The organism is Sphingobacterium sp. UBA7253 (genome assembly GCF_002472745.1).
Lineage (GTDB): Bacteria > Bacteroidota > Bacteroidia > Sphingobacteriales > Sphingobacteriaceae > Sphingobacterium > Sphingobacterium siyangense.
On record NZ_DKSP01000045.1, the window covers coordinates 1 to 19239 of the forward strand.

General features: G+C 41.3%; 15 protein-coding genes and 2 pseudogenes. 3 read left to right on the top strand and 14 right to left on the bottom strand.

Annotation, left to right across the window (positions count from 1 at the left end; all coding sequences use genetic code 11):
- From B2X72_RS04255 to B2X72_RS04300, 10 genes and pseudogenes are all read right to left on the bottom strand, one after another.
- A pseudogene (locus B2X72_RS04255) lies at positions 1 to 1011 on the bottom strand (DUF885 domain-containing protein); the annotation flags it as partial.
- 31 nt (positions 1012 to 1042) lie between these two features.
- Complete coding sequence (locus tag B2X72_RS04260) at positions 1043 to 2305, bottom strand: NAD(P)/FAD-dependent oxidoreductase (protein WP_088160936.1); 1263 nt, start codon at positions 2303 to 2305, stop codon at positions 1043 to 1045.
- A gap of 40 nt (positions 2306 to 2345) precedes the next feature.
- Positions 2346 to 3344, bottom strand: a complete 999-nt coding sequence (locus tag B2X72_RS04265; RefSeq protein ID WP_145329514.1) for a 4-hydroxyproline epimerase — start codon at positions 3342 to 3344, stop codon at positions 2346 to 2348.
- A gap of 35 nt (positions 3345 to 3379) precedes the next feature.
- The gene (locus B2X72_RS04270; RefSeq protein ID WP_286848375.1) at positions 3380 to 4837 is read right to left on the bottom strand and encodes an aldehyde dehydrogenase (NADP(+)); all 1458 of its coding nucleotides are present in this window, start codon (positions 4835 to 4837) and stop codon (positions 3380 to 3382) included.
- Positions 4838 to 5007: 170 nt separating this feature from the next.
- Positions 5008 to 5907: a dihydrodipicolinate synthase family protein gene (locus B2X72_RS04275; protein ID WP_075991855.1), complete on the bottom strand. Its 900-nt coding sequence runs from the start codon at positions 5905 to 5907 to the stop codon at positions 5008 to 5010.
- A gap of 407 nt (positions 5908 to 6314) precedes the next feature.
- Positions 6315 to 9410, bottom strand: coding sequence for an efflux RND transporter permease subunit (locus B2X72_RS04280; protein WP_286848377.1), 3096 nt, complete (start codon positions 9408 to 9410; stop codon positions 6315 to 6317).
- A gap of 1 nt (position 9411) precedes the next feature.
- The gene (locus B2X72_RS04285; protein WP_088160932.1) at positions 9412 to 10518 is read right to left on the bottom strand and encodes an efflux RND transporter periplasmic adaptor subunit; all 1107 of its coding nucleotides are present in this window, start codon (positions 10516 to 10518) and stop codon (positions 9412 to 9414) included.
- Positions 10515 to 11789, bottom strand: coding sequence for a TolC family protein (locus tag B2X72_RS04290; protein WP_286848380.1), 1275 nt, complete (start codon positions 11787 to 11789; stop codon positions 10515 to 10517). Before B2X72_RS04290 ends, B2X72_RS04285 begins: the two co-directional genes overlap by 4 nt.
- A 90-nt stretch (positions 11790 to 11879) precedes the next feature.
- Positions 11880 to 13226: a sensor histidine kinase gene (locus tag B2X72_RS04295; RefSeq protein ID WP_286848382.1), complete on the bottom strand. Its 1347-nt coding sequence runs from the start codon at positions 13224 to 13226 to the stop codon at positions 11880 to 11882.
- A gap of 2 nt (positions 13227 to 13228) precedes the next feature.
- On the bottom strand, positions 13229 to 13909 hold the full coding sequence (locus tag B2X72_RS04300) for a response regulator transcription factor (RefSeq protein WP_075991851.1): 681 nt from the start codon (positions 13907 to 13909) through the stop codon (positions 13229 to 13231).
- A 233-nt stretch (positions 13910 to 14142) separates the two neighbouring features.
- Here B2X72_RS04300 and B2X72_RS04305 point away from each other — a divergent pair, with 233 nt between their 5' ends.
- Complete coding sequence (locus B2X72_RS04305) at positions 14143 to 14532, top strand: helix-turn-helix domain-containing protein (RefSeq protein WP_075991850.1); 390 nt, start codon at positions 14143 to 14145, stop codon at positions 14530 to 14532.
- A gap of 50 nt (positions 14533 to 14582) precedes the next feature.
- A complete protein-coding gene (locus B2X72_RS04310; protein ID WP_075991849.1) occupies positions 14583 to 15338 on the top strand; it encodes an SDR family oxidoreductase in 756 nt (251 codons plus the stop codon).
- Positions 15339 to 15435: 97 nt separating this feature from the next.
- Here B2X72_RS04310 and B2X72_RS04315 read toward each other — a convergent pair whose 3' ends face one another.
- Entirely contained in the window at positions 15436 to 15966 is a 531-nt protein-coding gene (locus B2X72_RS04315) for an NAD(P)H-dependent oxidoreductase (protein ID WP_286848384.1), read from the bottom strand.
- Positions 15967 to 16120: 154 nt separating this feature from the next.
- On the opposite strand from B2X72_RS04315, the gene B2X72_RS04320 reads away from it, so the two are divergent.
- The gene (locus B2X72_RS04320; RefSeq protein ID WP_075994710.1) at positions 16121 to 16483 is read left to right on the top strand and encodes a winged helix-turn-helix transcriptional regulator; all 363 of its coding nucleotides are present in this window, start codon (positions 16121 to 16123) and stop codon (positions 16481 to 16483) included.
- Between the two features lie 29 nt (positions 16484 to 16512).
- On the opposite strand, the gene B2X72_RS04325 is transcribed toward B2X72_RS04320, so the two are convergent.
- From B2X72_RS04325 to B2X72_RS04335, 3 genes and pseudogenes are all read right to left on the bottom strand, one after another.
- Positions 16513 to 17010 (bottom strand): DinB family protein, encoded by a 498-nt coding sequence (locus B2X72_RS04325; RefSeq protein ID WP_248933343.1) that lies wholly within the window; start codon positions 17008 to 17010, stop codon positions 16513 to 16515.
- Positions 17011 to 17397: 387 nt separating this feature from the next.
- A complete protein-coding gene (locus tag B2X72_RS04330) occupies positions 17398 to 17883 on the bottom strand; it encodes a GH32 C-terminal domain-containing protein (RefSeq protein ID WP_286848387.1) in 486 nt (161 codons plus the stop codon).
- Positions 17863 to 19080: pseudogene (locus tag B2X72_RS04335) on the bottom strand (glycoside hydrolase family 32 protein); the annotation flags it as partial. The pseudogene B2X72_RS04335 and the gene B2X72_RS04330, both read right to left, overlap by 21 nt.
- Between the last annotated feature and the right edge of the window lie 159 nt (positions 19081 to 19239).

A 19239-nucleotide genomic window follows, 5' to 3' on the forward strand; every position in this document is an offset into this window, starting at 1 on the left:
AAATTGCTGCGCATCGTTATACAATCTCAAGATGAGCTCCGGCTGTTGTCCAATGGGTACGTAGGAGTTTTTAACCTTTTCCTGTGCAGCCCGCCAATCATCGCCGAACCCCATTTCACGGCTCGCTTTCAATAACTCGGCCTCACACCATTTAAACTCCTGATCGGCCAATTTTAAAAGATCGGCAGCGGTATAACTGATCATTTCTGCTTTGAGTCTTCTGTTTATCTCTTTTTCCCCAATAGGCCAACCAGCAATCTGACTACCGTCATCAAACACTTTCCAATCACTTTTTGCAGCCAATTTCTCCTTATAATCCGAGAGCTTGCCTTTCACCTGCTGAAATATAGCCGGTACCCACCAGCTAAATTCAGGGTCGTATCCATTATAAAAATCGAAGGTGCTGGTGATCCTTAAGTCCAGTGAATTTAATAAGGTAACCAGAAAGTTGACATCTGAATAAGGAATATTGGTCTTTTCCTGTAGAGCAGCTATTGACCGATCGATTTCACCAGCAACCAGCGTCAGCTCTTTCGCGACATCTTCTCCTGCCAGACGCTTCCCCCTACGGCGTTCCTTTTCAAGTGCAAAAATTCGCTGTGCGAAAGGTAAATACACAGATAACCGGTTGTAATTCGACTCATCTTCTTTCAATGAAAGGAGATCACTTTTTAGTTTGCGCTTCAGTAAGATAAAATCTACCTGCCCCGATGTTTCGAGTTCTTCATAGGGGAACTTGTCCAGCTTGTTCAAATATTCGTTATCCAAACGTTGAAGACGTGCTAACTGTTCGGGCGAAGCGGCAGCCCGCTGATTGCCCCAGCCTTTGGGCATAGGGCCATAAAAATAGTTGATCGCCTCAACATCATGCCCATATTGTACAATATAAGGCTCTATAGGAGTTGTATGGTCGTATAATTTCATCTTTTGTGCATGCATGGGGACCGGGAATAGAAAGAGCAGTCCATAAAACAATGTTTTGGGGGCTATAAAAGAAAAAGAACGATTCATAATTCGGGTGTTGGTTTATATCATAATTTTATCAGTCGAAACGATCAGGTCTAAAACCAGTGATTTCAGACTCTATTTTCTGTCCTGCCAATAAATCTGCAACAACTTTCCCATAGGCAGGGCCCAAGCTCAAGCCCATCATACCACCCCCACCGGCAACTAGGACATTATCAAATTTTTTCAATCTTCCCAGATAGGGCAATCCGTCAGGCGAGCAGGGTCTGTAACCATACCATATTTTTTCGCTTGGGTAATCGACCTTCAATTCCGGATAATATTTAGGAATGGATTCTACAATTCCGCGGACACGGTTTTCATAAATTTTGTCATTTGCTGGTCCCAATTCCATCGTACCGCTGAATCGGATCTGGCCATTCATGGGGGTTACAGCAACACGAGCCTCCAGTAATAATGCCGCATGATTCAATGTATTCTCTTTCTCGGGCTGATACATAAAAGAATACCCTTTTCCTGGCATAAGCGGTGTATTTACGTGCAACTTTGATGTCAGCTGCGGTAAATAAGCGCCACCAGTCAAGACAAAAGCATCCGCCTGAAAACTTCCTTTGTTGCTGATCGCCTCTTTCACCTTATTTCCGGCTGTTATAAATTTACTGACCTCTGTTTCTTCGAAAAAAGCGACCCCTGCGGCTTTCAAATATTGAATCAATTGCCGCATTAACTTTGGTGGGTATAATTTTCCATCACAGCGATAAAGTATAGCACCTAAAACATCCAGCTTCAGATTAGGCTCCAGTTCTTGAACGGCATTTCCCTCTAGAATATCGACATCAAGTCCAAGATCCTGAGCACGATGAGCCAATTCAATTTCTTCATGCTTCATTTCCTTAGATTTATACATCATCAGGATCCCGTTCTGCTTCAGTTCAAAATCAAACCCTTCCTCCTGCGCCAATTCATCATATAATCTGCTGCTGTAGAGATTCAAATCACGTATTGCAGTCGCATGCTGTTCTACATGTGAGCGATTAGCATGTTTTAAAAACTTCAATCCCCAATTGATCATTCGTGGATTTAGCGAAGGCCGTACATAAAAAGGGCTTTTACTATTGAACATCCACTTTATCCCCTGCGCTACAATACCAGGGGCAGCCAAGGGCGTAAAATGACTGGGGACAATCATGCCGGCATTGCCATAAGAACAGTTATTGTCCAAGGTATTTTTTTCGAGGATTTTCACATTCCATCCGTCTCTTACAAGGTAATAGGCGGAAGCAAGTCCTGCAATTCCTGCACCAACGACGACAACCGTACCTCTATTATTTTCTTTCACGTTGCTCTTGTCTTATTATTTTTTTAAATCACCTGAACTATTAAATCACTTGAAAACCGCCAAAATAAGGATCCTCATCATCCAAGAAAATGGTATTATAGCCTGTTATCCGTGCCCAGCCTTCTATGGATGGGACAATGGCCGGTCTGCCATCGACGGTTGTTTCAGCTTCAATTTTACCGGTAAATTGTGACCCGATATAACTTTCATGTATAAACTCCATCCCTTTCTTGAGTTTCCCTCTAGCATACCATTGCGCCATACGGGCTGATGTACCTGTACCGCATGGAGAACGGTCTAATGCATTATCGCCAACCAATACAGCATTACGCCCTGATGAGTTAGGAAGCTTAGGATTTCCCGTCCATTGGATGTGAGTCAATCCATGTATATTAGCATCTTCGGGATGAACAAAAGAATATTTTTCATTCAGCAGCTGCCGGATTATTTTTCCATAATGAATGAGCTGGCTTGCTGAATAAGAACTGATATCTTGAAAATTAGTCTGTGGGTCAATAATGCCGTAAAAGTTTCCACCGTAGGCAACGTCAACGCTGATGTTGCCTAGATCCGGGCAATCGACCGTTAAGGCTTCAGCGTATAAAAAGGATTTGACGTTGGTAAGCTTTACGCTTTTCACCTTAGATCCCTCTTGGACATAGTCGATATGTACAAGTCCAGCCGGAGTTTCCAACCTTAATTTTCCGGGAACCTTAGGTTGAACTAGGCCCTCCTCTATAGCAATCGTCACTGTACCAATAGTCCCATGTCCACACATCGGTAGACAACCACTGGTCTCAATGTAAAGGACACCAATATCATTTTGCGGATCAAAGGGTGGATAAAGCATACTGCCACTCATCATGTCATGGCCCCTTGGTTCAAACATCAATCCCATACGGATCCAATCGTATTCACGTATAAAATGTAACCTGCGCTCCATCATCGAGTTTCCTTGTAACAATGGGGTTCCACCGGCCACCAATCGCACGGGACAACCACAGGTATGCGAATCAATACAAAAAAAAGTCTTCTTCATTTCTGGTTACTTGTTTATATGGTCACTTGTTTCTATTATGCTTTAGTCCATTGCTGGTTGACCAAACGGTCAATTTGTAATGGGTTTCCGTCCTGCAGTTCTTTAGGCAAAAATTCATTTGGCCAATTTTGAAAACTAATGGGACGAATAAAGCGCTTTACTGCATCGGGCCCGACAGAAGTGAAACGTGCATCTGTGGTTGCCGGATAAGGTCCGCCATGATGCATAGCATACTGTACTTCAACCCCAGTTGGCATCCCCTGAAACAAAAGCCTTCCACATTTGTCCTGTGCAATTGAAAAGAGTGCCTGGCATTCGCGGATATCCTGCGCCGATGCCGCAAAAGTGATGGTAATCTGTCCTTCGAGCTGCTCCATTACATTTTTCATTTCATTGAGGTCCGCACAAGATATAATTAGCCCAAAAGGTCCAAAAACCTCTTCCAATAACTTAGGATTAGCCAAAACTTGGCTTGCTTCCGCCTCAGCAAGCAGGGCCTGCGCAAAATCTTGCCCTGTATTATCCTGCCATTCTTCCAATATACTGACACCATCGTATTGAACCATTTCCCCTTTTAAACGGTTGTAGCTATCCAATATTCCTGCGTGCAGCATTTTGCCGGTCGCGGCAGCTTGAAGTTCTTTCTTCAACGCCGCTTTAAGAAGATCTAGCTGTTCGCCGCCAATACTTACCAGAACACCTGGATTGGTACAAAATTGACCAACACCTAAAAGCAATGAGGCAATATACTGCTTAGCAAAAGGTTCCAGATTGCTAGCTAAGTAGTCCGGTAAAAGAAAAACCGGATTTACGCTCCCCATTTCGGCAAATACCGGAATAGGATCAGGTCTTGACTGGCCCAGATCAAATAAAGCTTTCCCGCCACGGAAAGAACCTGTAAATGCGACTGCTTTTACGAATCTGTGGCGGACCAATTGTTGTCCAGTAGCAAATGAATCCGACAGCACATGATTAAAAACGCCAGTTGGAGCTCCTTGTTTTGAAATCGCCCGATCAATAGCGTCAGCCATTAATTGCGAGGTTTTAAGATGAGCGGGATGCGCTTTTACGATAACTGAACAGCCCGCACCAATGGCACTGGCGGTATCCCCACCTGCTGTTGAAAAAGCGAAAGGGAAATTACTTGCGCCAAAAACCACAACAGGACCAAGCCCTTTATTATACTTCCGTAAATCAAATTGGCCATTTGGGTCTCGATCAATGCGTACTTCACTGTATAAACCAGTTCGCACAGCATCGGCATATCGACGCCACTGATTGACCGTTCTCGCTTTTTCACCTTGCAGTCTTCCCAAAGGAAGGGCCGTTTCCAGATGGGCCGTTTCAATCAGGACGTCTCCCAATGCCTCAATTTCTGCGGCAATGGCATACATCAATTCCGCCCGTTCAATGACATCAGTTTTTTGAAGAAACTGAAACCCAGCCTCCGCCTGTTTTACGACGTAATCAATCTCATTTTCGTTTCTATCCATTCCTTTTGTTTTTATTGTAAGTATCTATCTTCAAAAATCAATAAAAACCTTCCCGATATCTTCATTCCTTGCGGCATTAAATATAATAAGAAGGTCCTTTTCGCCTATTTTTATCCGGCCCTAAAAAAGGAAATTTTCTGAACCTTCGTCCAGAAAGTTCAGAAGCATTCCTATAATTGTGGTCTGGTTGCGATTGAATCTGCAATAATTTTTTTAACGCGTTGTTCTTCCTCGCCGATCAATGGCAATCTGGGAGCGCGTGTATAAGGTGTTGAAATTCCTTCGGCTGTCGCTGCCAATTTAATATATTGGACCAACTTAGGATGAATATCCAATTCCAATAAAGGCATAAACCAACGGTATATTTCTACAGCTTTGCTGTACTCGCCAGCCTTTACAAGATCGTACATGGCCACAGTTTCTCTTGGAAATGCATCGACCAGTCCAGCAACTAAACCATCAGCCCCTAACATCAAAGACTCGAGTCCTAAGGTATCTACACCAGCCATAATCTTTAATCGATCACCAAAACGATTTTTCAAACGCGTGATATTTGTTAAATCTCGTGTAGACTCTTTCACCGCCTGAATATTTGGTTCCAATAAGAGTTCCTCAAACATGTCCAGCGATACATAAGTACTATAGTCAACAGGGTTGTTATAGATTAAAATTGGCAATTTGGTACTTTGTGCAACAGCACGAAAATAAGCGACTGCTTCTCTATCATCAGCTCTATAGCGCATCGGTGGCAATAACATCAAACCGTCTGCGCCCAATTCTTCACTCGTTTGAGCCACTTTGATCGCTGCAGCAGTTGTATTTTCTGCAATATTCAACAACACCGGTACACGCCCAGCGACAACCTTCAACGCATATGTCAATAAATCATACTTTTCTTCCGTACTCAAAACACTTGCTTCACCCAATGATCCAGCGATAATCAAACCGTGAACACCTCCATCCAATTGTGCTTCAATGTTTTTACCAAACATATCAAAATCCAAATTTCCATTTTCATCAAATGGTGATAACATTGCAGGATAAATTCCTTCCCATTTAAATTGTGCCATAGCGTATTATTTTAATATTTCTTTATCACAAATCTATTTGGAATAGCGAGGTCAATCTTCTTATGAATTAATCAACACTGACCTAATATTGACCTTTTCTAGTAAATACAACTCATGAAGAAGCGGAAGAATGGCTTTCTAATTTTAAATACAGATTTATAACTTATTTCAGCAAAACTTCAGATTAGTGCCTTTAAAGTTGAAATTTGACTTCAGTAACTTAAATGTAAGTTCAACATTTATAACAAGATTTACAAAAAATAGCATGTAAAAGATATATATACATGTTTATCGGCGTAAAATTTCGACAGCTATTATGGAATGTATAGCTGCAGATTAGAAATAACAAAGGTTGCACTGTCTGACAGGCAACCTTTGTATCGTATATAATAATTAAAAATGGGTAACTAATCGCGGTTCTCCTTTTTATAAGAGAAGTAAAAAACGACTGGCAGTACAGAAAACGATAGAATCATACAAATAATCAATCCGCCGACAATCATAATAGCCAAGGGTTTTTGGATTTCAGATCCCATTCCGTTTGAAAGTGCGGCCGGTAATAACCCCATTGCCCCCATTAACGCAATCATTAGGATGGGTCTGATCCGGCTTTTTACAGCTTCATAAATAGCGGGTTTCAAGCTCATTTTATTCAACAGATTTTCTTTCATTATCCCTATTAAAACAATGCCGTCAATCGTGGCTACACCAAAGAGAATAATAAATCCGATACCCGCCGAAATTCCAAATGTCGTCCCAGTAACCCACAGCGATACAAAACCACCTATAAATGCAAATGCCAGTGTAAGCGAAGAGATCAACGTATCTTTGACGTTGCCAAAATTGGCATACAGCAAGAGTAAAATCAAAATAAGAGAAATTGGCACAACATTCATCAGCTGTTTTGTAGCCCGTTCCTTACTTTCGAATTCTCCGGCCCACACGACCTTATAAGATTTGGGCAGTTTAACATCTTTTTCTATCTGTTTTTTTGCATCGGCAATTGTACTTCCCAAATCCCGACCTTCAATGTTGAAGCCAACACCAATATAACGGGAATTGCCCTCTCTGTAAATAAATGCCGGACCGGTATGATAATCTATTGTTGCGATCTCCCGCAGTGGTACTTTTTGATCATTCATCGTGGGAATGATGATATTTCCGATCTTCTCAGGATTGTCACGATACGATTTTTGGAAGCGGAGACGTACATCAAAGATGCGCTCGTTTTCATAGAAATGTGTCACAGATTGCCCGCCAATAGTCATTTCGATCACAGATTGCACATCCTTGGTCGAAACACCATATTTGGCCATTTTCGAATCATGCAGCTGAATCCTTAGTTCAGGCAAACCGATATTTTTGAAAACATTGATGTCCGTAATACCGTTCACCTTTTTAAGTGATTCGGCAAACTTATTGGCTTTATTTTCTAAATCTTGTAAATTCTCACCAAAAATTTTGATGACCAGCGGACTTTTTACTCCGGCTACATACTCCTCTACATTATCCTGGATCGGCTGGCTAAAACCGAAATTTATTCCCGGAAAAGTCTGTAGACTATCCCGCATCTGACCAATCAATTTCTCTTTTGACAGTTTTCTTTTCCACTCGCCTTCGGGTTTCAATTCAATATTGAATTCAATATTGAAAAAACCGGTTGGATCTGTACCATCATTGGGGCGGCCTGTTTGCGTCATGATAAAATCAATCTCGTCAAACTGCTTCATCAATTTTGCTTTCATGGTTTTGGTCAGCTTCACAGATTCTTCTAGGTTGACACTATTGGGTAAGGTTGCGCGGACATAAATTGCACCTTCATTCAGTTTCGGAAGAAACTCTGAACCATAATGGCTAAACCGAAAAATACAGACGAGCAAAGCAGCAATAAAAATCGACAATGTCCATTTTGGATGGTCGAAAGCTTTCCTAAAACCTTTAAAAATGGCATTGCGGCTGACCTTAGTGATCTTATTCTCATCTTCTTTGATATTCTTTTTCAATAAGTATTTACACATCGCGGGCACATAGGTCAAACTCAGGATCAAGGACCCCAACAAGGCATAGCCGAGCGTAAAGGCCAATGGTGAGAACATCTTTCCTTCCACCTTTTGAAAAGAGAAAATCGGCGTCAATGCGACAATCAAGATCAATAGGGCAAAAAAGATATAGCCTGCTACAGAGCCGGCACCTTTCTTAATGATCCCTAGTTTGGAGATTTTATTAAAGCGTTCCGTCCCGAGCCGATGAGCCTCTTTTTCCAAAGAGACAAAAACAGTCTCCACGATGACCAGCGTTCCTTCGAGCAACAATCCAAAGTCCAATGCCCCCATGGAAATCAAATTTGCAGGGAGCCCCTGTATTTTCAAACAAATAATCGCAAATAGGAAGGCCAATGGGATCACCGATGCAACGATAAAGGTTGTCTTCCAGTTGTTCAAAAAGATAAAGACAATAATCGAAACCAGAAGAACCCCCTCTATCAGGTTTTTGGAAACCGTATGCACGGTATTATTCACCAGTTTTGTGCGATCAATAACGGGTTCAATCTTGACATTTGCAGGTAAAATACGTTGATTCAGCTCCACTATTTTTTCTTTTAACTTTGTCACAACTGCAGATGGATTTTCTCCCCTGAGCATAATGACGATTCCCTGGACAAGATCATCTTCCTGGTTGAGTCCCACCTGTCCGAGTCGCGGTTTTGCGCCTAATTCTATTTCTGCAACATGCTTGACTAAAATCGGTGTATTGCCGACCACCTTGATCAAAATATTACCGATATCATCGATCTTATCCAATAGGCCTACCCCACGCACAACATAAGCCTGATTTCCTTTCTGGATCACATCGCCGCCGACATTTATATTCGAACGTGATACGGCTTCATAAACATCCAGTGGCGACAGGTTATAATTGGCCAACTCTGTTGGATTGATCTTTATTTCATAGATCTTTTCCTCCCCCCCAAAGCTGACGACATCCGCCACGCCGGGCACACCGACAAGCTCCCGTTCAATCACCCAATCCTGAATGGCAGAGACTTCCTTGATCGGAAGATTACTTTTCACCACATAGCGAAAAATTTCTCCGGTAGCACCAGATGGTGGTTCGATTGAACTCTCAGCACCTTCCGGTAACTCAATGGAACGCATCTTATTACCCGCATACTGTTGGGCATAAAAATCCGCTACCCCATCCTCAAATTGAATCGTTACAACAGATAACCCAAACAAGGAGATGGAACGAACATCCGTTTTCTTTGGAATGGTATTCATTTCTTTGGTAACAGGCAGTGTAACGAACTTTTCTATTTCTTCAGCACTGCGCCCGGGCCACTGTGTGATAATCCTAACCCGTGTGTTGGTCACATCGGGGAAAGCCTCAATCGGTGTATGGAGGTAGGCATATATCCCGCCGAACAATAATGCCAGCGTAAAAAACAGGACGACCAAGGAATGTTTCAATGAGAATGAAACAATATTTTGTACAACTTTCTTCATCCTACCTATTTATCAGTTCATCAAATACGATCAGCTCATTCTCCGTCAGCACCTGATCTCCCTCGACTACACCAGATTTGACAAAAGCGTATGTTTCATTCTCAGCGACAATATCAACAGCTTTAACCGACAGGTCACAGTCATTTTTATAGCGTACAACGAAATTCTGATTGTTATGGAGGATAATGGCATCTTTCGGAATTGCCAGCATACGCTCTTCCTGTCCCGAAACGGCCTTTTCGACCAGCACATCCACGCTCATGCCTGGCTTCAATCTCAGGTCTTTATTCAACAACTTCACGCGCGCTTTGACCACACGTTCTTCCGGATCAAAGAAGTTGGCGACCTGATCAATATAACCGTCAAAAGTTTCACCTTTATAAGCCAGTGTAGTGATCTTGACAGGAGCCCCGTTTTTAACAAAAGGTAAATTATTTGCATAGATATTGACCGAAACCCATACCTCATTCAGCTTACTGACCGACAGCAAATCGGCGTCATCGCCAACAGTCATACCAGGACTCACCTTTTTATCTACGATATAGCCAGCTTTGGGCGCACGGATGTAAAACACACCATTTTCCGAGGAGCCATTCAGCAAACTCATGTTCGCTTTCACATGGCGGATTCCAATCTGCACGGCTTTCAATTCACTTTCCATCTCTTCCAGCTCCCGCTGGGAAGCCATACCATCTTTCAGCAGGCTACGCAGGTTAAACAATTTACTCTCCGTCAACCGCTTGCTATTTTCAAGTTCCCGCAGTTCCTTTCCTAAATCATTGACCGAGGTCCCTTTAAGCGATACCAGAATCTGTCCTTTTTCTACATAATCGCCCATCTTGACCGAAACAGACTGCACGATACCAGGTATAGGGCTCTTTAGCGCTGCAAGTTCATCCTGATCGTATTGGATAACCCCATTTAAAGCGATCTGTTCAAATACCGTTCGCTTCTGTATCGAATCAATTTTAATTTGGTTTTTAAAGTCGGCGCTAAGACAAAAGCCTTTAGCAGCTGGAATAGGCTGCTCTTCATTTTTCGCCGGCTGACAGCTCCACACTAAACAAATAGACAGCAGTGTCAATGGCGTTAAAAAATTACTTTTCATGAGACAATATCCTTTCCGATCAAGTACATCAGTTCCTCCTTATACTGAAGATATTTCGCCCTGCGTTCCAATATTGATTCTTTGTTTTCCATATAATTATTGATAAAATCTATAAATTCAACGATGGTCAGTCTCCGTTGTTGGAAATTGCGCACATAGCGTTCTAGCGCTACGTCCAATTTACCATCAAAGCCCATATCCGTTGTCTTCAAACTCGTTTCAAGGTTGCTGAGCCGCTCTGAAAGGAAGTCGATCTCCCGTTCGATGTCGATACGAAATTGCTCGATTTCCACTTTATTTTTCTCAAGTTCCAGTTTAGCGATTTTGATATTCCCCTGGTTCCGGTTAAACAGAGGAAGGTCCATAGCAACCCCCAGCCCTATAAAATCGCGCATGATATTTCCACCACGGTCGTAATTGATGGAGACCTGCAAATCTGGTATACGTTCGGCCTTTTCTATTTTCAGCTGAGCATCACTTTTCTTCAATTCGTTATGGATGATCTTATAGTCGCTGCGATTGTCGAGCGCCATCATTTTCCACTCCTGTTTTTTTCCCTGGAGAAAATGCGGAATGCCGATCGTATCTGATATAGTGAGTGCGGTCCCTTTGTCTCCGAGATAGCGCGCAACCTCATTCATTTTTGTAATTTTTTCCTGTTGGATTTCATTCAGTTTGTTACCAAATGCGATAGACTCGCTTTGAATCCTGAGGTAGTCCATCTCACTTACATTGCCTTCTTTCCACTGATTTTGGTATGATTTTGCCAACGTCTGAAAGATATCCACCTGACTATTGTATAACTTCTCCTTTTCCTGCAGGATCTGCAATTCGAGACATTGGCTCCGGAGATCATATTTTAGGTTCCGCAGCAATTCCTCAAATTGGAGCTGGGCATTTTCTTTTTCGAGAAGCTGCAATTGCACCCTTTTTTTTCGTTTGCCAGCCATTTCGATGGTCTGTTCCAGTTCGACCGCCACCTGCTGGTACTTACCGTAATTTCCGATCAGTGCCGGAAAGGATTCGCTGGAAGGGTTTTTCCAAAGATTGACTTCGGAGATGGAAATCGTTGGATTGGGCCACAACTTTGCCTGAAGCACGGCAGCTTCGGCTTGTTGCATATGAAAACGCTGCGCCATTAAGGTCAGGTTATGGGCAAGGAATACCTGCTCGATCTCCGCCTTTCGCAAACGGTTTTCAACCGCCTCCTGCGAAAATAGCTTGCTATTCAGGCCAAGAAGTAAAAATAATGTAATACGTAATTTTCTCACTTAATTTTGAATTTCCACAAAACTAAATGACAGGAATTACAGGCAACTTTAGGTTAAATTAAAGTTTGATTAGAAGGGATTAGAAAATGATTAGAACTGGGGGAATAATAGGGATACCGTTGTACCTAGATCATTTGAACGAATATCAAAGTCTACCCCTTGATCCTTAAATACAATCTGCGCAAAAGAGAGACCTATGCCGCTGCCCTTAACTTTACCAACATTTGATCCTCGATAAAAAGTCTGTTTCACAGACTCCAGTTCGGCTTGTGGGATACCAATACCATGGTCTATGATTTGCAAAGACAGCCTGCCATTTACACCTGTCATTCGGACAAGAACTTCCTGCCCATTTGCATATTTCAGTGCATTTTCGATTAAATTGGAAATAGACAGGCTGACGAGCATCTTATTGCCGCGAAAATTAAAGTATTGTGGTTCTTCTACCTGTATATCGACTTTCAAGGGCACGGCAAATGATCTCGAAAACTTAGGAACAAGATCCCATACGATCTCGTCTATGCGAAAGGTTTCCAGTGAACGTTTCAGGGCCTGATCTTCGGTCAGCAATAGAAAATTACCAATAAGCTGATTCAGAAAATTCACATGCTCAGTAATGGTTTCGGCCAATTCATGATATTCTGCTTCACTTCTGATCTTTGTACCGAAAACCTCCATTGAGCCCAAAATTCCCGCCAAAGGTGTTCGAAACTCGTGTGAAACATAACTGACAAAGTTCTTTCTAATAATCATGTTTTCACTGATCCGCCGTAGGAGCGCATTATAACTTTCAATAAGATCTTGTAGTTCGTCCTTCGTTTTTATAGTCGTTAGAGGCTCCTGAATCGTGTTTAAATCCTTATGCTGAATTTCTTGGATCACTTTACGAATGGGTAGATAAGCATATTTACTCAACCAAACCGACAGCAAGGCAATACTGATCAATGCAACGAGAAAAACAAAGACAAGTGTAATGAGCAAACGATTCAACTGATGATCAAAGTCAGCACTAGATTCTTTGACAAAAACAAAGAAATCACCCTGATTATCTGGATAATACAAACCAAAATAAAAGCTATCTTCTGTTTTAAAATAAATCGTTTTGTCTGTTTTCAGCTGGCTCAGCAAATCCTTATTAATTTGACTATCAAAGCGCATACCGCCATAACTTACTTTTCCCTCTGCATTATATACAGCTACCATCGCACGCTTGACCAAACTTTCATATTGATTTTTGGACTCCAGGTGCTTTAGAGGACTCTGCTCATCTGCCTCGAGGTAATAAATGCCGGCTATTTTTGCATTTTTTTCGAGGGAACTGATCAGATGTCGTTCCGAGGAATTATAAAATATCCAGTAGATGACTAGTGTTGCAAGACCAAAAATAATGGTGAATACCAGCGTAGAAAAGAGTGTAAGCCGAATTTTTAAATTCATTGTCAGTCCGTTGTAAGCATATAACCGACTCCTTTCACCGTTTTGATAATGGAGGTATCGCTCCCCTCATCAACCTTGCCTCTTAGATAAGAAACGTACACATCGACGACATTGGTGCTGTTATCAAAATCGATTCCCCAAACGGCCTGCAAGATTGCAGTCCGTGAAAGCGTTTTATTCCGATTTTCGATCAGATACTTAAATAGTTTAAATTCTTTGGGAGAGAGATCGACATTTTTACCATTCTTATGAACTTCATAACGTTCAAGATCCACTTTTAAATCACGAATTTCTACGCTACTGTCCTTTGGCACGTTTTTATAATTGTCCCGACGTACCAGGGCTTTGATACGGCTCACCAATTCCTTAAAGGAAAACGGCTTGACGAGATAGTCATCGGCACCACTTTCCAAGGCCTCGACCTTATCTTCAATCTCCCCTAAGGCGCTCAAAATCAATATCGGAATATGATTTTTTCGATACCTGACCATCTTCGTAAACTGGATACCATCAATTCCGGGCAACATGATATCAAGTACAATAATATCCAAAGAATCTGCATTGATCCATTCACGTGCAGATTCCGCAGATTCAACTAAAATGACCTGATGCCCCATTTCTTCCAGACCTTTCACCACAAAGCTGCTAATCCGGCGATCGTCCTCTACTAAAAGTATCTGCATATTATACGCTGTTTATTTTTATGCGGGATTATAAAAATTGCGAATTCCTCCCGGAATTCTACAAGTATACGAATTTACAATTTAATCGTCCGGTAATCCACAGCCCCCTTCTCCATAAATCCTCTAAGCTAATTTTTAGACATACATCCAATCAACACGAATCTATTTTGGATAAACTATTTCGTATAGTCCAAATTGGTTATATTTAACCTAACAACTCGAAAAAGATTAAGATGAATACAGTATTGCCTCCCAATAAGAAAAGACGTGAAGAAATTACGATAAAATATTTTGAGTTACTGGATCGTCATCTGGCGGAATTGATCAGCGGAGTCAGTATAGAAATGCTGGAGCTTCAGGACATCGCAAACATACTTTGTATCTCACAAAAGCATCTCATCAAGATAATACAGGAAACGTCAGGGAATCACCCTTGTCATTTTTATGTACAAAAAATATTGACCTGCACCAAGAGCCTACTCGCTAATAACGAGTTAACCATATCGGAGATCGCACAAAGGCTGACCTATGACCCTTCCAACTTCACCAAATTTTTCAAAAAATATGAGGGCATGTCCCCTTCACAATTTCGTCAATTGCAAAAAGCGAAAAGTTCACCATAACGGAGCCCTTAACATTTGTGAAATTTGCTATAATCAAAATTTAAATTATTATGGCAAGAAATGATGTAAAAGGAAAAGTTGTCCTCATTGCTGGAGGTGCAAAAAATCTTGGTGGATTATTAAGTCGGGATTTTGCAGCTAAAGGGGCAAAACTGGTAATCCATTACAACAGTGAGAACACCAAAGCAGACGCTGACCAAACACTGGAAGCGGTAAAATCCGCAGGTGCAGAAGCAATATTAGTCCAAGCTGACCTGACCAAAATTGAACATATCACGAAACTTTTTGATGTTGCTATTGAGCAGTTTGGTGGTGTAGATATTGCAATAAATACCGTTGGTAAAGTCTTGAAAAAGCCAATTGTGGATACCACAGTCGAAGAATATGACAGCATGAGCGATATCAATTCAAAAGTTGCCTATTTTTTTATTCGGGAAGCGGGTAAAAAACTGAATGCAAATGGCAAAATCTGTACTATTGTAACCTCATTATTGGCAGCCTATACAGGATTATACTCTACTTATGAAGGACTGAAGGCTCCAGTTGAACATTTTACCAGAGCTGCATCAAAAGAATTTGGTGAACGAGGAATCTCGGTTACAGCTGTGGCCCCGGGGCCAATGGATACGCCTTTTTTCTACGGACAGGAAAGCGAGGATGCTGTTGCCTACCACAAATCTGCATCAGCATTGGGCGGACTAACAGACATAAAAGACATTGCCCCCTTGGTGGAGTTTTTGGTTACCGATGGCTGGTGGATAACGGGGCAGACAATATTTGCCAATGGTGGTTATACAACACGCTAGAACAAAAAGAGAAAGCATCCTTTTCAGGATGCTTTCTAGGTAAACATCTTTTTGAAGGATTCGCCAATAACGATAATTTTGCCTTCATATTTATGGACTAAAACTGCTCCAAAAAACTGAGATACCGCGAAACACTTTGCGCTATCCATTCTTTGGATGACTCTTTTTCTATTCCGTAAAAGACGAAAGGCTTTTGATAATTCGCTTTAACATAGTCAAAAGTAATTTCAAACGGACTTGTTAATTGCTCTATGCTATATTTATACTTACCCGTAACCCCATACTCCTGCTCGTCAATCCCAGCCGAAATCGCTAATGCGATTTTCTTTCCTTCCAGTTTATACCCACTTTTTTTACCGTAAGCCCACCCGTAGGTAAGCACCTCATCCAACCACTGCTTAAAAAAAGGCGGACAGTTAAACCAATAAAAGGGGAATTGAAATACAATTTTATCATATTTCTCCATCATCTGCTGTTCTGCCACGACATCAATTTTACCATCCACATAGACTTGGTGCAACTGATGGATATCATAACGATCGGATTGGTTTTCCAATGCCTCAACCCAACTTTTATTCACGAGGGAGGTGGCAAAATTAGGGTGAATAACGACTATTAATGTTTTCATATTTTTATTTATGTATATATGCACAAGTCAGCAGGTCTAGCCAATTCATTGCGGCAATTTTAATAAACGACATGACTGTGATTTAAAAGTAGCGACATAATTCTTATTTTGCCCTATCAGTAACCCAATGTTAGGTACTATAAAAAATGTGCGTATGACTAAAATCAAGACGAGTTCCACTAACTTTTCAAATAAAAAGCAACTTGAGCGTAATTGCCCCGAAGTCTTTGCCGCTAATGTGATTGGCGGTCAATGGGCGCTAGCCATTTGTTGTTATCTCATCAATGGCGCGCTACGTTATTCTGAAATCAAAAAATGTTTACCTGGTATCACTGAACGTATGCTCACCCTACAATTGCGAAAGCTGGAAGAGGATAACATTATAAAACGTACTGTATATGCAGAGGTACCGGCACGTGTACTCTATGAGCTGACTGCGCTGGGTTATGAACTCAAACCAATTATTCAAGAACTTGGGAAATGGGGAGAAAAGTTACAACAAGTTCAAAAATCATAACGTCTAGCGGACAAAAATATAGTTTGTTTTTAATTGATACATCGTGCCGTTACCAGTAATTGGCCAACATGGCGCTGTGCATGCTCAGCAGCGTGGAACAACAAACCAATCAAGGTCGTAGGGATCCGTTTTCTACCCAAAAAACGCACTTCCGTCAAGGTTTCCGGATCAATTAACGCTAGTTTTTGCACGGATTGCTGAATCTGTCGGTGTAAGTTTTCTACAAGCGCTGTTACGCTCACATCGCTATTTTCTATACCTTCCTTATAGAGGTCGTCAAATTGCTCATCCGACAAGGGTTTATTTTCGGCATAAGTAAACATGCGATCGATCACCCCACGAATATGTTGCAGGTGAAAACCTATACTGGCATTGCCCCCCGGTTTTGTCCAGAGATGCGCTGAGGACAGCTGCTTAGTATACTTTAAAATATCCTCATCAACTTGCAAGAGTGCATGAGCAACAGGTTGGAGAAGAGCGGGAATCCCTTCAATAGGTCCACGCATCCATACTTCTAAATTTTCCATGCTTCTAAAATAGCGAACTATCTACAACTGATGCTTTTTAAAGTCCACGAATTAAAGTCCCCGAAGCCAAAGCGTGCAAAAGCATGCAGAGAGCAGTCCGTTTTCGTAAAAAAAGACAGTTTACTCTTATAAAAATAGGTACTTCCTATAGCTTGTTTAAAGAATATTAAATTATTTTTTAAAATAAATTTGCATAGTGTAGGAAATACACTTACCTTTGTATCATCATAATTTAGGTTTATAATTGGTTATTTAAGGTTTTCATTCTCCCCGTTTGAAAACCTTTTTTTTTAAATGACCAAAAAAATATAATCTTCCAGCACTATTTTTATCATCCTACCGAATTGACAAAAACAGTCTCTCCATTATTGCTATATCATAAAAGTGTTATTTAATCCATATACCGTCAAGGGTATAGAGGTCAGCAGATTCCAATACGGCTTCACCATTAAAAGCTACCAGCTGATAAGTTAAATTATTCCGATCAAAATTATAATTTATAGGCATATAAACTTCGCCATTTTGTGCGAAAAGCTCGAGTCCTGTCCGATCGACAAGCAACTTCAATGCGAGTTTTTTATTTCGCAGCGGTACCTGAGCCCTTACATTATCAACAAGGAGCTCTTCGGTCGAAACGTTATAATTAATTGCCAAGCCTCTCACATTGATCTGAATATTTTTGGCTTGTTGTGGATCGATGACCAAATCCAATTCAGCAATTTCAGCGTTGAACTGCTGAAACAAACTTGAATCGTTCGAACTAATTTTCTTTCGGCTGATGCTGAGTTTTTCTTTTCTTAATTTTTGCAATTCTGTCACCGGCTCCCGAAAAAGGCGAATACCCTTTTCTGTACTTTTCAATTTGAGTTCCATTGGAATACTCATGGATTGATTAAAAGCGGAGTTCCCTTGATTTGTATGTGTGCGCCACCAGCCGATTTCAATACGTCGCTTCTTCGGCTCATTGCTAAAAGTTTGCGCGGCATAATAATCACGACCATATTGACTAAACAGTCGCTCGATCTCAGGATGAAAAGATTTTCCATCAAACTCTCCGATCGCATATTGGCTATTAGCCCCCGTCAAAACCTATTTTTTATTGTTCGGGTTACCGTCTACCGCCAATTCAAAGAATTCGGGACACTCAAATAAATAACGGTCATTACCCCGCCCGCCTTTTATTTTGCTCGCAAATGTCCACATTTTCAAATCCTTTGAGGTAAAAATCTGCATCGTGTGTTGTTCCTGGTCCTCTTCAACATAAAGTACAAGTACCCATTGCTTTGAGGGGCCATACCAAATTACCTTCGGATCTCGGTTTCCTGCTGTTATTTTATCCAAAATATGGTTTGGCATTTTCTCAAATTTCTGACCATCCAAGCTGTATGCCAATCCCTGTCCCCATGATTTCTCCGCAGCCGTATAAAACAGGATCATAGGGCTTGTTACACCATTTTTTCCAAAACCAGCGGTATTGTTACTATCCACTACAGCTCCACCGCTAAACATGACGCCAGATTCGTCTGGATATAAAGCCTCTCCCAATTCCTTCCAATGTAACAGATCGGAGGACACGGCATGCCCCCAATGCATATTGCCCCAATTGGTTCCATAGGGATTATGTTGAAAAAACAGGTGATATTGTCCATTAAAAAAGACCAGACCATTCGGATCGTTCAACCAACCTCTCTTGGCCGAAAAATGAAATTGTCCCCTCCGATCTTCAGCATAGACCTTATCGTTATCATCGGTATCACTCTGTGCAATAGGATTAAACAAAGGAATTTCTTTGTCTGATGTATTTGCCACCACCTTAAGCTGCTGCCCCTTCCACTTCCCTATATCAAGATAGGCTATCCAATCATAGGTACTATCAGCCAGTTCGGCATCAAACCACCTTACTTTATCATTTCCCAGCCATACCTCCACATGACGTTTGGGAGCACCATTTTTAATTGGAATTTTAAGATACCGATGGGTTGCCTGAAAAGATTGGGTTGATGAATTTTGACCATTGGCATTAAGGACCAATGCTACAATGCCTATAAAGAGCAGGGATACTTTATACATGACGTTAAGGTTTAAAAATTGAATTGCTGCATCACAAATATACCTAAGGGAGGAGAATTACGCTCTACTAGGACTGATCAAAATAGCGCTGATTTGTCTCAATTTGCTTGGGATTATCATGCTTTTTCCTCCTTTCCAGTTCTTTTATATAAAGAGCAA